The following is a 13,003-nucleotide window of genomic DNA, read 5'->3' on the forward strand; positions in this document are numbered from 1 at the left end:
GATGGCGGGCTCGGCGGTGTCCGGCAGCGCCGCGGTCCGCGAGGTGCACTACCGCGTCGGCGCGCCGGTGCTCGGCCACTTCCCCGGCCATCACCGCAGCACCCGCGGGCAGAGCGGCTTCGAGTTCCGCGGCCACGCGTCGCTGCTCGACGCGCCCGACCCGCGCCGGCTCGACCTGCACGCGAGCCTGCGCGATCCGTTCGGCGACTGGCGGGTGCGCATCTACAGCCAGCGGCAGTCGATCCCGGTCACGGTCGTGGCCGATCTGTCGGCGTCGATGGGCTTCGCCGGGCGCACCCGCAAGCTCGCGGTGCTCGCCGACCTGGTCGAGAGCCTGGCCTGGTCGGCCTGGCGGACGGGCGACAGCTTTGGCTTCGTCGGCTGCGACACGGCGGTGCGCGCCGACCTGCTGCAGCCGCAGAGCCGCCAGCGCGCGGCCGGCGGCGAGACCGCACGGCGCTTGCGCGCGCTGCAACCCGCGGGCCGCGATGCGCGCGGGCTGCTCGATGCGCCGCGCCATCTCGGGCGCCGGCGCGCGCTGCTCTTCCTCGTCTCCGACTTCCACCTGCCGCTCGACCAGGTCGTCGCCGTGCTCGATGGCCTGAGCGCGCACGACGTCGTGCCGACGGTGCTGTGGGACCCGCTGGAGTTCGGCCTCGGCGCCGCGCGCGGGCTGGCCCAGGTGATCGACCCCGAGAGCGGCCGGCAGCGCCTGGTCTGGTGGCGCCCGGCGCTGCGCGCGCGCTGGGAGGCGGCCCACGTGGCACGCCGAGCGGCCTTGCTGCAGCTGTTCCGTGCCCGTCGGCTCAAGCCGCTGTTCATCGAAGGCGGGTACGACGCCGAGGCCGTGACCCGGCACTTCCACTCATGAGGCGCGCCGTTGCGTTGGCGACGCTGGGCCTGGCCGCGGCCGTCCGCGTCGCGGCGGCGCCCGCGGTGCTCACGGCCGTCAGCGACACGCCGCGTGCGTTCGGCTACACGGTCGGCGACGTGGTCTCGCGCCGCGTGGCGTTGCAGGTGCCCGACGGCCTGACGCTCGACGAGGACTCGCTGCCGCGCGCCGGCAGCCGGGGTCGGGCGCTGGAGCTGCAGCGGGTCGTGCTGCGCCGCTCGCTGTTCGGCGTGCCGCAATCGCTGCAGCTGGATTACCAAGTGTTCCTCGCACCGCGCGAGGTGCGGGTGCTGGAGATGCCGGTCGTCGAACTGCGCTTCAGCGGCACGCCGCGCGCGCAGACGCTGCGCATCGATGCCTGGCCGGTCACGGTCGGTCCGCTGGCGCCGGCCGAGGCGTCGCCGCGTGACGGCCTGGGCGAGATGCGGCCGGATCGCGCGCCGCCGCTGCTCGATACCGCGCCGACGCGCACGCGCCTTGTCTTCGAGCTGGTCGTGATCGCGCTGCTGCTCGCCTACCTCGCGCAGGTCTACCTCGTGTTGCCGTGGTCGTCGCGGCGGCGCCGACCTTTCGGTCGCGCATGGGCGGCGTTGCGCGCGCTCCCGGCCCAGCCCGATGCGGGGCAGCGCCGCGCGGCGTTCGAGCGCCTGCACGCGGCGCTGAACGAGACCGCCGGGGAGGTGCTGTTCGAGCCCGGTCTCGACGACTTCGTCGCGCGCCGCCCGCGCTTCGCGGCGCTGCGCGAAGACCTGGCGCACTTCTTCGCCCGATCGCGCGCGGAGTTCTTCGGCGGTGGGGGTGGGGCAGGTGATGCGCGGTGGCTGGTCGAGCTGTGCCGCCGCTGCCGGGATGTCGAGCGGGGCGCTGCATGAGCTTCGATCAGGCCGCCTGGCTTTGGCTGCTGCCGCTGGCGCTGCTGCCGCTGATCGCGCAGCCGCGCGGCGCGCTGCCGAACGCGTGGGCCGCGCTGCTGCCGCGCGACGCGGCCTCGCAGGCGCTGCAATGGATACTGCGCGCGGCGGCGGTGCTGGCGATCGCGGCGATCGTCGTCGGGCTGGCCGGGCCGTACCGGCCGGAGTACGAGGTCGAGCGGGTCGGACGCGGGGCCGAGATCGTGCTGCTGCTGGACCGCAGCCGCAGCATGGACCAGAGCTTCGGTGGCGCCCGCAGCCCGGCCGTGCGCGGCACCGGGCCGGAAGCGCTCGACTATTACTCGAAGCTGCGCGCGAGCGAGGCGCGCGAGACCAAGGGCCTGGTCGCGCGGCGCGTGCTCTCCGAGTTCGCGGCCAAGCGGCCGGACGACCGCTTCGGCATGATCGTCTTCAGCACGCTGCCACTGCGTCTGCTCGAGTTCACGCAGAAGAACGAGGTGATCCAGGCCGCGATCAACGCGGGCAACATCGGCCGAGGGCTGTCCGAGACCAACATCGCGCTCGCGCTCGAATCCGCCTTCGGCTATTTCGTCGACCGGCCCTACACCGGCTCGCGCATCATCCTGCTGGTCTCCGACGGCGGTGATCGCATCGACCCTGCCGCGCGCGAGCGGATCGCGCAGACCGCCCGCCAGACCCGCGCCGCGATCTACTGGATCTACATCCGCTCGGCCCGCAGCCCCGGCCTGCTGCCCGACCAGGCCGAGCCCCCCGAGAACGCCGATGCGGTGCCGGAGTATTTCCTGCACCGCTACTTCCTGTCGCTCGGCACGCAGTACCGCGCCTACGAGGCCGGCACGCCCGAGGCCCTGCAACAGGCGGTGGACGACGTGAACCGGCTCGAGAACCTGCCGATCACCTACCAGGACACGGTGCCGCGGCGCGATCTCTCCGGCGTCGGCTACGCGGTCGCGCTCGGCGCCGTGCTGGCGCTGCTCGCGGCCAACCTGCTGGAGCTGCGGCGATGGGCCTAGCCACGCGTTCGCGGACCCGCCTGGTGCTGGCACTCCTCGCCGCCGCGCTGCTCGCGGTGCTGTTCGATGCCGCGGCCCTGTGGCGCGCGGCGCAGACCAACGCCCGGATCGAGAAGGCCGACAGCGCCGCCGACCAGCCCGGCGAGCCGCCAGAACTGCGTTTCGCGCGCGCCCATGCGCAAGCCCAGGACGCGGCCGCCAGCAGTGCGCGCGACGCCGCGCTGAACCGCTACCGCGCGCTGCAGGGCGATCCCCGGCTCGGCGCGGCGGCGCGCTACAACAGCGCCAACCTGCTGGTGCGCCAAGCGATCGAGGTGCGCGCCAGCGCGCAGCCGGGCCAGGCCATCGCGCTGCTCGAACTCGCCAAAGAGTATTACCGCGATGTGCTGCGCGACGACCCGACGAACTGGGACGCGCGCTACAACCTCGAGCGCGCCCAGCGCCTGCTGCCCGACCCGGACGACGACGACGCCGGACCGGTCACGCAGGAGCGCAACCGCGAGCGCGCGGTGACGACGATGCGCGGCTATTCACCGGGGCTGCCATGACGACGATCTCCCACTTCATCGACCGCGTGACCGCGTCGTGGCGCCCCCATGGCGCCCGCTTTCTGCTTGCGGGCGCGGCCATCGCACTGGCGGCCTGCCTGCTGCGGCCGGGCTGGCCGGTCGAGCGCGCGCGCTTCGACCACGTGGTGGTGCTCGACATCACGCAGAGCATGGACGTGCAGGACGAGGCGCTTGCCGGCAAGCCGGCCTCGCGCCTGGCGTTCGCGAAGAGCGCGCTGCGCGAGGCCTTGCTGCGCCTGCCTTGCGGCTCGAAGATCGGCTGGGCGGTATTCACCGAGTACCGCTCGTTCCTGTTGTTCGAGCCGGTCGAGGTGTGCGCCAACCTGACCGAGTTGCGCGCGACGCTCGCGCGCATCGACGGCCGCATGGCCTGGAGCGGCAACAGCGAGATCGCCAAGGGCCTGCACAGCGGCTTCGAGCTGGCGCGCCGCCTGCCCGGCAGCCCGTCGCTGGTGTTCGTGACCGACGGCCAGGAGGCGCCGCCGCTGATCGCGCAGCACCGGCCGCGCTTCGACGACAAGCCCGGCGACGTGGCCGGCGTGCTCGTCGGCGTCGGTGCCGCCCGGCCGTCGCCGATCCCGAAGAGCGATCCGAGCGGGCGCCCGCTCGGCTTCTGGCAGGCGGACGAGGTGGCGCAGGCCGACGTGTACGGCAGCGGCCGCGCCACCAGCGTCGGCGGCGAGCGCATGACCGACGACGCCGCCGCCGTACCGCTGCCGGCGCTCGGCGCGACGCCCGGAAGCGAGCACCTGTCGGCGTTGCGCGAGCCGTACCTGCGGCTGCTGGGGCGCGAACAGGGGCTGGCGTTCGTGAGGCTCGAGTCGGTGGACGCACTGGTCGACGCGCTGACCGCGCCGGCGCTGGCCAAGCCCACGCCGGTGCGTGCCGACCTGCGCGCGCTGTTCGGCGGCTTCGCGCTCGCCCTGCTGCTGGCGCGCTACGCCGGGCCGCTGGTGCGCCGCGGCGGGGCCGGGCTGGCGCTGCACGGCACCGTCGCGATCATCGCGCTGGGCGCCTCGCTGTCCGTGTCGCCCGCGTGGGCCAACGATCGGCCGTTCCAGGTCGCACGGACGGCCGTGCTCGAAGACGAGGAGCAGGTCTGGTCGTTCGAGTCGTGGACGCAGCGGCTCGGCAGCGTGCGCGGGCTGTCGTTCGAGCCCGAGTACACCTTCGGCGAGGGCCGGTCGGTGCAGTTCGAACTCTCGCGCTTCGTCGATCGGCGCGACGCCGAAACCGGGCACGAGGCCGAGATCGAGTTCAAGCAGTTGTTCAACAACCTGGCCAGCGACGGCTGGGGCGTCGGCGTCAGCGCGACGCTCGGCGTGGAACGCACGCGTTCTGGCGGCACGGTCCCGTACCTCGGGGTCAAGGTGCCGCTGACGATCGCCCTCGGCAAGAGCGGCGCGCTCCTCCACCTGAACGCCGGCATCAGCAAGGCGCGCGACGAGCGCCGCGTCTGGACCGGCGCGGTGGGCGTCGAGCGCGAACTGTTTAGGCGCACGACGCTCTTTGCGGAACTGGCACGCGAGGGCGAGGTCACGTTCACGCAGATCGGTGTGCGCCACTGGTTGAAGCGCGAGAAGCTCGCCATCGACTTCAGCCTGCAACAGCAGCGAGCCGATGGCGGCCGGGCCTCCGGTTTCATCCTCGGGCTCGGCTGGTACGACTTGTAGGCTTGCCCCTCTGTACGTGTGCGACGCGGCGTTGTACAAGGCAGGCCGAACCCTTCCCGTTCCCTATCCCATTCGACAGGAGACATCTTCATGGCCAAGCTCGTTGCCCTCTACAAGAAGCCCGCCGATGTGGCGGCGTTCGACGCCTACTACTTCTCGACCCACGTGCCGAAGGCCAAGAAGATCCCCGGGCTGAAGAGCTACGAGGTCAGCGACGGCCCGGTGGGCTCGGCGCAGGGCGAGTCGGCCTATCACCTGGTCGCGATCCTCGGCTTCGATTCGCTGGCCGCGATCCAGGCGGCGTTCGGCTCGCCCGAGGGCCAGGCGACCGCCGGCGACCTGGCGAATTTCGCGCAGGCGGGCGTCGAACTGCTGATGTTCGACACCAAGCCGGTCTGAGGCGCCGCGTTCAGAATCGCGGTTGACGAACACCGCAGCGATTCGATGAACAAGGCTTTCACCCGCGAGTCCGACAACGCCGGCGACGAGGACGATGACGACATCGCGCCGCCCGCGTTGCCCGCCGGGACCAAGAACTACCTGACGCCGGCCGGCTACGCGCGGCTGCGCGCCGAGCTGCTGACCCTGCTCGACGACGAGCGGCCGAAGATCGTCGAGATCGTCTCGTGGGCCGCGAAGAACGGCGACCGCTCGGAGAACGGCGACTACCTGTACGGCAAGAAGCGGCTGCGCGAGATCGACCGGCGCATCCGCTTCCTGACCAAGCGGCTCGACATCGCCGAGGTCGCCGACCCGTCGCTGCACTACGGTCACGACCAGGTGTTCTTCGGCGCCACGGTGACCTACGTGAACCAGCGCGACGAGGAGCGCACCGTCACGATCAAGGGCATCGACGAGGTCGACAACCTGAACGGCGAGGTCAGCTGGATCGCGCCGATCGCCCGAGCGCTGCTGAAGGCGCGCGTCGGCGACGAGGTGCAGCTGATGACGCCGGGCGGGCTGGAGCAGATCGAGGTGATCGACGTGCGCTACCCCGCGCCGCCGCAGGCCGGCGAGGAACGCTAGGGCTTGACGCGGGCGACGCGCTGCACCGACGGCGCGCGCTTCAGCGTGCGCATCACGTCGGCCAGGTGCAGCCGGTCGCGCACGCTGAGCAGCAGTTGCAGCTCGGTGGTCTCGGCGGCCGGCTCGTTGCCCATCTCGATGTGGGTGATGTCGGCCTCGGCCTCGCTCACCGCCTGGGCCACCTGCGCCAGCACGCCCTTGCCGTTGGTGACCAGCAAGGTCACCGCGGTCTCGAACGGGCGCGAGGGCTGCTCGGCCCAGTCGACGCTCATCCAGTGCTCGCTGTCGCGCTCGAACAGCCGCTTGCCGACGCTGCACTCGACGGTGTGAACCATCAGCCCCTCGCCGCGGCCCAGGTAGCCGACGATGGCGTCGCCCGGGATCGGCCGGCAACACGGTGCCAGCTGGACCGACGCGCCCTCGCTGCCGTCGATCAGCACCATGCCTTGCGCCGGCGCGGCGTCGTCGGCGGCGTAGCGGCCCATCGTCAGCGTCAGCGCGTCGGGCTTGGTACCGTGCTCGGCCAGCAGGCGCGCGAGCCGCTTCGCGACGATGGTGGCGATCTTGCGGCCGAGGCCGATGTCGGTGAACAGGTCGTCGCGGGTCTTGTTGCCGCTCCAGCGGGTCAGCTGCTGCCACAGCGTGGCCTCGGGCGGCTCGCTGCCGGGCAGCTGCATGCCTTCCGCGCGCATCGCCTGCGCGAGCATCTTCTCGCCCAGGTCGCGCGACTCTTCCTGCTCCATGTTCTTCAGGTAGTGGCGGATCTTCGAGCGCGCGCGGCCGGTGCGCACGAAGTTCAGCCACGCCGGGTTCGGCCGCGCGCCGGCGGTGCTGACGATCTCGACCACGTCGCCGCTGCGCAACTCGGTGCGCAGCGCCACCGGCTCGCCGTTGACCTTGGCGGCGACGGTGTGGTCGCCGACGTCGGTGTGGATCGCATAGGCGAAGTCCACCGGCGTCGCGCCGCGCGGCAGCGCCAGGATCTTGCTTTTCGGCGTGAACACGTAGACCGCGTCGGGGAACAGGTCGATCTTGACGTGCTCGAGGAACTCGTTCGCGTCGTGCGTCTCGTCCTGGATGTCGATCAGCGACTGCAGCCACATCGCGCCCAGGCGCTGCGCCTCCTGCACCTGCGCGCCGCCGCTCTTGTAGAGCCAGTGCGCGGCGATGCCCTTCTCGGCGACCGCGTGCATCTGCTCGGTGCGGATCTGGAACTCGACCGCCGTGCCGAGCGGGCTGACCAGCGTGGTGTGCAGGGACTGGTAGCCGTTGGCCTTCGGGATCGCGATGTAGTCCTTGAAGCGGCCGGGAAGAGGTTTGAAGAGCTGATGGAGCACGCCCAGCGCCATGTAGCACTGCATCAGGTCGGCCACCACGATACGGAAGCCGAAAATGTCGTTGACCTGCGCGAAGGTCAGGTGCTTCTCGCGCATCTTCTTGTAGATCGAGAACAGCGTCTTCTCGCGGCCGAAGACCTGAACCGGCAGCTTGGCCTGCAGGAACGCGCGCTCGACGTCGTGCTGGATGCGCTCGACGATGTCGCGCCGATAGCCGCGCGCCTTCTGCACGGCCTTCGACAGGGCGGCCTGGCGCCACGGGCGCAGGTGCTGGAACGACAGCTCCTGCAGCTCGCGGTAGGTCTGGTTCAGGCCGAGACGGTGCGCGATCGGCGCGTAGATCTCGAGCGTCTCGCCGGCGATGCGGGTGCGCTTGGACGCGGCCATCGCGTCCATCGTGCGCATGTTGTGCAGGCGGTCGGCGAGCTTGATCAGGATCACGCGCACATCGCGCGCCATCGCCAGCAGCATCTTGCGGAACGACTCCGCCTGCGACTCCTCGCGGGTCGAGAACTGCAACTTGTCGAGCTTGGTCAGGCCGTCGACCAGGTCGGCCACCGGTGCGCCGAACTTCTCGATCAGCTCGATCTTCGTGATGCCGCAATCTTCCATCGCGTCGTGCATCAGCGCGGCCATGATGGCCTGCGCGTCGAGCTTCCAGTCGGCGCACAGGCCGGCGACCGCGATCGGGTGGGTGATGTAGGGTTCGCCGCTGGCGCGGAACTGGCCGAGGTGCGCCTCGTCGGCGAAGCGGTAGGCCTCGCGCACCCGCTTGGTGTCGGCCGGGTCGAGGTAGTCGAGCTTGTGGGTCAGGGCGGCGAAGGACGCGGCGGCGGCGTCGACCGCGGCCGGCAACGGCTTGGAGGGCGGGGCGCGCTTGCCCGCGGCGGCGGAAGGGGCCGGGTCTCGCAGGGCGTTGGGGGCGCGGGCGGTCATGACCCGAATTTAACGTGGATCGACCGTGAGGGTCGGTAGGGGGCTACCCGCCGGGCGGGCGGTGGCGTGCCGCGCCACCGGGGACGTCAACTCAGACGGGCACCTTGCGCAGCATCTCGATGCCGATCTCGCCGGCGGCGATCTCGCGCAGCGCGGTCACGCCGGGCTTGTTCTTGGTCTCGATCTTCGGGGCGTGGCCCTGGCTCAGCATGCGCGCGCGGTAGGTGGCGGCAAGCACCAACTGGAACCGGTTCGGGATCTTGGTGAGGCAATCTTCGACGGTGATGCGGGCCATGATGTCTTTCGGTGTTCAGCTGTCGTGTCCAGCCAGATCAGCTCAGGTCGAGTGCGGCAAAGACAGCGGGCTTGCTTCTTTGGAGTGCAGCGTACTTGAGCCGCTGCGAATGAACGATCGCCTTCAGATCGAAGAGCGCCGTTTCAAACAAGGCGTTGATTATAACGAAGTCGAACTCGCGGGCCTTGGACACCTCGATGCGGGCGTTCTCCATGCGCTTGGCGATCACCTCCGGCTTGTCCTCGCCACGCCGGTTCAGACGCTGCTGCAGTTCTTCCCAGCTCGGGGGCAGGATGAAGATCAGGATCGCGTTCGGGAACAGCTTTTTGATCTGCAGCGCGCCCTGCCAGTCGATCTCGAGCACCACGTCCTGACCGCCGGTGATGCGGGTCTCGATCGCGTTGCGCGAAGTGCCATAGAGGTGGCCGTGGACCTCGGCCCACTCGAAGAACTCGCCGCGCGCGATCATCGCGCGAAAGGTCGCCTCGTCGGTGAAGTGGTACTCGCGGTCCTGCTGCTCCTGCCCGCGCGGCGCCCGGGTGGTGTGCGAGACCGCGACGACGAGGTGCGAATCGACCTGCAGCAGCGCGCTGACCAGGCTCGACTTGCCGGCCCCGCTGGGTGCGGCGACGACGAACAGGTTGCCGGGGTAGTCCATGGTCAGTCCGATTCCTACTCGATGTTCTGCACCTGCTCGCGCAACTGCTCGATCGCGACCTTCATCTCGACCGAGATGTTCGTCAATTCGAGCGCCGAGGCCTTGGAGCCAAGCGTGTTCGCCTCGCGCAGCAGCTCCTGGATCAGGAAGTCGAGCCGCTTGCCGACCTCGCCGCCGGCCTTCAGCAGCCGCGCGATCTCGTCGAGATGGGAGCGCAGCCGCGCGAGTTCCTCGGCCACGTCGATGCGGATCGAGTACGCGGCGGCCTCGTTCAGCGCGCGCTCCTGCAGTGCCTCGCGCGAGATCGTGTTGGCGGCGCCCGTGGCCTCGAGCGCTTCGGTCCAGCGCTCCAGGAAACGCTGCTGCTGACGCTTGACGACCGCCGGCACCAGCGGCTCGGCCTGCAGTGCGAGTTCGCGCAGCCGGTCGACGCGTTCCATCAGCACCTTGACGAGCCGCTCGCCCTCACGGGCGCGCGCTTCGCGGAGGCCGGCGATGCAGCGCCTGGCCGCGTCGAGCGCCGGCTCGTCCAGCTTCTCGCTGGTGGCACTGCCCTTGCACCACTGCAGCACTTCATGAACGGACAGCCCGGCGGCGTTCGGCAACCAGCCGCGCACCGTGCTTTCCAGGCGCACCAGCCGGTTCAACTGGTCGGTCTGCGGCTGGGGCCACTGGGTCTCGCTGTCGCTGCGCGTGTTCAAGCGCAACTCGATCTTGCCGCGCTTGAACGCGCCGGCGATCAACTCGCGCAGCGTCGGTTCCAGCGAGCGGAACTCGTCGGGCAGCCGAAACGAAATGTCCAGAAACCGATTGTTAACCGAGCGCAGCTCGACGTGGATGCTGGCGGCCGCGGCACCGGCCGCGCGGCTTGCCAAATTGTCCGCAGCGCCCGCTGTTTCCGAGGCGGGACGAGGCCCGGCGGAGGCGCTCGCGAAGCCGGTCATGCTGTAGACTGCCATTCACAATTACCGAGAGAAAACCGGATTATGTCAAAGCCCAAACCCGCTCCCTTGCCTTCCGGCACGGTGGTGGGTGGCTACCAGGTCATCAAGAAGCTCGCCGCCGGTGGCTTCGGTGTGGTGTACCTGTGTGAAGACGCCGACCGGCACCTGGTCGCGCTGAAGGAGTACCTCCCGTCCTCGCTGGCCGAGCGCTCGCCCGGCGAACTGACGCCGCGGGTCAAGCCCGAGAAGCAGCCGCTGTACCGGCTCGGCCTGAAGAGTTTCTTCGAAGAAGGGCGCTCACTGGCGCAGATCAGCCACCCGAGCGTCGTCTCGGTGCTGAACTTCTTCCGCGAGAACGAAACCGTCTACATGGTGATGAACTACCTGCAGGGCGACACGCTGCAGGATTTCATCGTCACCGCGCGCGACCTGAAGCGCGACAAGGTGTTCCGCGAAAGCACGATCCGCTCGCTGTTCGACGAGATCCTGCGCGGCTTGCGCATCGTCCACCAGCACAAGATGCTGCACCTGGACATCAAGCCGGCGAACATCTTCATCACCAACGAGAACAAGGCGGTGCTGCTCGACTTCGGCGCCGCGCGCGAAGTGCTGAGCAAGGAAGGCAACTTCATCCGCCCGATGTACACGCCCGGCTTCGCCGCGCCCGAGATGTACCGGCGCGACGGCTCGCTCGGCCCCTGGACCGACATCTATGCGATCGGCGCCTGCATCTACGCCTGCATGCAGGGCTACCCGCCGAACGACGCGCCGCAGCGGATCGAGAAGGACCGCCTGGCGCTGAGCCTGTCACGCCTGCGCAATGTCTACTCGGACAACCTGATCGAAGTGACCGAGTGGTGCATGTCGCTCGACCCGCTGTCACGCCCGCAGAGCGTGTTCGCGCTGCAGAAGGAACTGGCGCGGGAGACCGAGCGCCGCTACACCAAGCTCAGCTTCAGCGAGCGCCTCAAGCTCCAGCTCGAGAACCTGACCACCGGCGCCAAGGCCTGAGCGGGAGCACCACGATGCGCTTCTCCGTCTACCAGGTCAGCCGCAAGGGCGGCCGCGAGAAAAACGAAGACCGCATGGGCTATTGCTACACGCGGGACGCGGGGCTGTTCGCGCTCGCCGACGGCATGGGCGGGCACCCCGAAGGGGAGGTCGCTTCCCAGCTCGCGTTGCAGACGCTCGCCGCGATGTTCCAGCGCGACTGCAAGCCCACGCTGGCCGACCCGCTGCGCTTCCTGCAGGAGGCGACGATCGCCGGCCACCACCAGCTGCTGCGCTACGCCACTCAGAAGGCGCTGATCGATACCCCGCGCACGACCGTCGTCGCCTGCCTGCTGCAGGGCAACGCGGCCTACTGGGCGCACTGCGGCGACTCGCGGCTGTACCTGGTGCGCGGTGACAAGCTGATCGCCCGCACCCGCGACCACTCGTATTCCGAATTGCAGCAGACGATGAGCCATGTCGTGCCGATGCCCGACCGCTTCAATCGCAACGTGCTGTTCACCTGCCTGGGCAGCCCCGGCAAGCCGGTGATCGACACCGTCGGGCCGCTGCTGCTGCAGGCCGGCGACCGGCTGCTGCTGTGCTCCGACGGGCTGTGGGGCACGGTCGAGGATGCGGTGATCGTCGAGCAGCTCTCGAAGAACGTGATCTCCGACGCGGTGCCCGAGCTGGTCGAGCAGGCGCTGCGCAACGGCGGCGCGAAGAGCGACAACGTCTCGGTGCTCGCGGTCGAGTGGGAGGCTGCGGAGGACAACGACAGCACCACCGGCGTCTCGACCCAGCAGCTGGGCGAAGAAGTGTTCGCCTCGACGATCCAGGCCAGCGTGCTCGGCAGCGACGCGCCGGACGAGCTCGACGACGCCGAGATCGAGCGCTCGATCCGCGAGATCAACGAAGCGATCCGGCGCTCGTCGCAGAAGAAGAGCTGATTGTCGGAGCGCCGGCGCGGGCCGAGCGCCGGGCCGCCTCCGCGGGGGTGACTGCCGGACCCGGCGGTCGGGGGCGCCACAATACGCGGATGACATTCAACCGCTCAGACTCCCGCGCCGCGGACGCCCTCCGCCCCGTCACCATCACCCGCCGCTACACCAAGCACGCCGAGGGCTCGGTGCTGATCGAATTCGGCGCGACCAAGGTGCTGTGCACCGCGTCGGTCGAAGAGAAAGTGCCGCCGCACAAGCGCGGCTCGGGCGAGGGCTGGGTCACCGCCGAATACGGCATGCTGCCGCGCGCCACCCACACCCGCAGTGACCGCGAGGCCGCGCGCGGCAAGCAGAGCGGCCGCACGCAGGAGATCCAGCGCCTGATCGGCCGCTCGCTGCGTTGCGTGTTCGACCTGAAGGCGCTGGGCGAACGCACGATCTCGCTCGATTGCGACGTGATCCAGGCCGACGGCGGCACGCGCACCGCGGCCATCACCGGCGCGTTCGTCGCCGCACACGACGCGGTCACGTGGCTGCAGGCGCAGGGCAAGCTCAGTGCCGCGGCCGGCGCGTCGCCGATCAAGGAATTCGTCGCGGCGATCTCGGTCGGCATCGTCGATGGCACGCCGCTGCTCGACCTCGAATACATCGAGGACTCGGCCTGCGACACCGACATGAACGTGGTGATGACGGGCGCCGGCGGCTTTGTCGAAGTCCAGGGCACCGCCGAAGGCGCGGCGTTCTCGCGCGACGAGATGGGCACGCTGATCGGCCTGGCCGACAAGGGCATCCGCGAACTGGTGGCGGCGCAGCGCCAGGCCTTGGGACTCTGA

At 70.0% G+C, this 13,003-nt stretch carries 14 protein-coding genes; 10 read left to right on the plus strand and 4 right to left on the minus strand.

Annotation, left to right across the window (positions count from 1 at the left end; all coding sequences use genetic code 11):
- Position 1 precedes the first annotated feature (1 nt).
- From ASC76_RS03490 to greB, 7 genes are all read left to right on the plus strand, one after another.
- Positions 2-871, plus strand: a complete 870-nt coding sequence (locus ASC76_RS03490; RefSeq protein ID WP_056462384.1) for a DUF58 domain-containing protein — start codon at positions 2-4, stop codon at positions 869-871.
- Positions 868-1,764: a hypothetical protein gene (locus tag ASC76_RS03495; RefSeq protein ID WP_157615245.1), complete on the plus strand. Its 897-nt coding sequence runs from the start codon at positions 868-870 to the stop codon at positions 1,762-1,764. The genes ASC76_RS03490 and ASC76_RS03495 overlap by 4 nt, the downstream gene beginning before the upstream one ends.
- Entirely contained in the window at positions 1,761-2,798 is a 1,038-nt protein-coding gene (locus ASC76_RS03500) for a vWA domain-containing protein (protein ID WP_056462388.1), read from the plus strand. Before ASC76_RS03495 ends, ASC76_RS03500 begins: the two co-directional genes overlap by 4 nt.
- Positions 2,789-3,346, plus strand: coding sequence for an MxaK protein (locus ASC76_RS03505; protein WP_157615247.1), 558 nt, complete (start codon positions 2,789-2,791; stop codon positions 3,344-3,346). Before ASC76_RS03500 ends, ASC76_RS03505 begins: the two co-directional genes overlap by 10 nt.
- Complete coding sequence (locus tag ASC76_RS25845; RefSeq protein ID WP_056462396.1) at positions 3,343-5,040, plus strand: vWA domain-containing protein; 1,698 nt, start codon at positions 3,343-3,345, stop codon at positions 5,038-5,040. Before ASC76_RS03505 ends, ASC76_RS25845 begins: the two co-directional genes overlap by 4 nt.
- 90 nt (positions 5,041-5,130) lie before the next feature.
- On the plus strand, positions 5,131-5,439 hold the full coding sequence (locus ASC76_RS03515; RefSeq protein WP_056462398.1) for an EthD family reductase: 309 nt from the start codon (positions 5,131-5,133) through the stop codon (positions 5,437-5,439).
- Positions 5,440-5,484: 45 nt separating this feature from the next.
- Positions 5,485-6,066, plus strand: coding sequence for a transcription elongation factor GreB (gene greB / locus ASC76_RS03520; protein WP_056462401.1), 582 nt, complete (start codon positions 5,485-5,487; stop codon positions 6,064-6,066).
- On the opposite strand, the gene ASC76_RS03525 is transcribed toward greB, so the two are convergent.
- From ASC76_RS03525 to ASC76_RS03540, 4 genes are all read right to left on the minus strand, one after another.
- A complete protein-coding gene (locus tag ASC76_RS03525; protein ID WP_056462403.1) occupies positions 6,063-8,339 on the minus strand; it encodes a bifunctional (p)ppGpp synthetase/guanosine-3',5'-bis(diphosphate) 3'-pyrophosphohydrolase in 2,277 nt (758 codons plus the stop codon). The genes greB and ASC76_RS03525 overlap by 4 nt on opposite strands.
- A gap of 91 nt (positions 8,340-8,430) precedes the next feature.
- Positions 8,431-8,634, minus strand: coding sequence for a DNA-directed RNA polymerase subunit omega (gene rpoZ, locus ASC76_RS03530; protein ID WP_056462407.1), 204 nt, complete (start codon positions 8,632-8,634; stop codon positions 8,431-8,433).
- A 37-nt stretch (positions 8,635-8,671) separates the two neighbouring features.
- Positions 8,672-9,292, minus strand: a complete 621-nt coding sequence (gene gmk / locus ASC76_RS03535; protein ID WP_056462410.1) for a guanylate kinase — start codon at positions 9,290-9,292, stop codon at positions 8,672-8,674.
- Positions 9,293-9,306: 14 nt separating this feature from the next.
- The gene (locus ASC76_RS03540; RefSeq protein ID WP_056462413.1) at positions 9,307-10,251 is read right to left on the minus strand and encodes a YicC/YloC family endoribonuclease; all 945 of its coding nucleotides are present in this window, start codon (positions 10,249-10,251) and stop codon (positions 9,307-9,309) included.
- A 27-nt stretch (positions 10,252-10,278) separates the two neighbouring features.
- Between ASC76_RS03540 and ASC76_RS03545 the strand changes: the two genes are divergently transcribed.
- The 3 genes from ASC76_RS03545 to rph all read left to right on the plus strand — a co-directional run bounded on the left by ASC76_RS03545 (position 10,279) and on the right by rph (position 13,003).
- Positions 10,279-11,247: a serine/threonine-protein kinase gene (locus ASC76_RS03545; RefSeq protein ID WP_056462415.1), complete on the plus strand. Its 969-nt coding sequence runs from the start codon at positions 10,279-10,281 to the stop codon at positions 11,245-11,247.
- Between the two features lie 14 nt (positions 11,248-11,261).
- Positions 11,262-12,176, plus strand: a complete 915-nt coding sequence (locus ASC76_RS03550; protein ID WP_056462418.1) for a PP2C family serine/threonine-protein phosphatase — start codon at positions 11,262-11,264, stop codon at positions 12,174-12,176.
- Between the two features lie 89 nt (positions 12,177-12,265).
- Entirely contained in the window at positions 12,266-13,003 is a 738-nt protein-coding gene (gene rph / locus ASC76_RS03555; protein ID WP_056462422.1) for a ribonuclease PH, read from the plus strand.

The sequence above is a fragment of the Rhizobacter sp. Root404 genome, assembly GCF_001425865.1.
Classification (GTDB): domain Bacteria; phylum Pseudomonadota; class Gammaproteobacteria; order Burkholderiales; family Burkholderiaceae_C; genus LMDS01.

Coding starts and splice junctions, on each gene's coding strand:
- ASC76_RS03545 (WP_056462415.1), top strand. CDS start 10,279: ATGTCAAAGCCCAAACCCGCTCCCTTGCCTTCCGGCACGGTGGTGGGT.
- ASC76_RS03525 (WP_056462403.1), bottom strand. CDS start 8,339: ATGACCGCCCGCGCCCCCAACGCCCTGCGAGACCCGGCCCCTTCCGCC.
- ASC76_RS03550 (WP_056462418.1), top strand. CDS start 11,262: ATGCGCTTCTCCGTCTACCAGGTCAGCCGCAAGGGCGGCCGCGAGAAA.
- ASC76_RS03490 (WP_056462384.1), top strand. CDS start 2: ATGGCGGGCTCGGCGGTGTCCGGCAGCGCCGCGGTCCGCGAGGTGCAC.
- ASC76_RS03495 (WP_157615245.1), top strand. CDS start 868: ATGAGGCGCGCCGTTGCGTTGGCGACGCTGGGCCTGGCCGCGGCCGTC.
- ASC76_RS03500 (WP_056462388.1), top strand. CDS start 1,761: ATGAGCTTCGATCAGGCCGCCTGGCTTTGGCTGCTGCCGCTGGCGCTG.
- ASC76_RS25845 (WP_056462396.1), top strand. CDS start 3,343: ATGACGACGATCTCCCACTTCATCGACCGCGTGACCGCGTCGTGGCGC.
- greB (WP_056462401.1), top strand. CDS start 5,485: ATGAACAAGGCTTTCACCCGCGAGTCCGACAACGCCGGCGACGAGGAC.
- rph (WP_056462422.1), top strand. CDS start 12,266: ATGACATTCAACCGCTCAGACTCCCGCGCCGCGGACGCCCTCCGCCCC.
- ASC76_RS03505 (WP_157615247.1), top strand. CDS start 2,789: ATGGGCCTAGCCACGCGTTCGCGGACCCGCCTGGTGCTGGCACTCCTC.
- ASC76_RS03515 (WP_056462398.1), top strand. CDS start 5,131: ATGGCCAAGCTCGTTGCCCTCTACAAGAAGCCCGCCGATGTGGCGGCG.
- rpoZ (WP_056462407.1), bottom strand. CDS start 8,634: ATGGCCCGCATCACCGTCGAAGATTGCCTCACCAAGATCCCGAACCGG.
- gmk (WP_056462410.1), bottom strand. CDS start 9,292: ATGGACTACCCCGGCAACCTGTTCGTCGTCGCCGCACCCAGCGGGGCC.
- ASC76_RS03540 (WP_056462413.1), bottom strand. CDS start 10,251: ATGGCAGTCTACAGCATGACCGGCTTCGCGAGCGCCTCCGCCGGGCCT.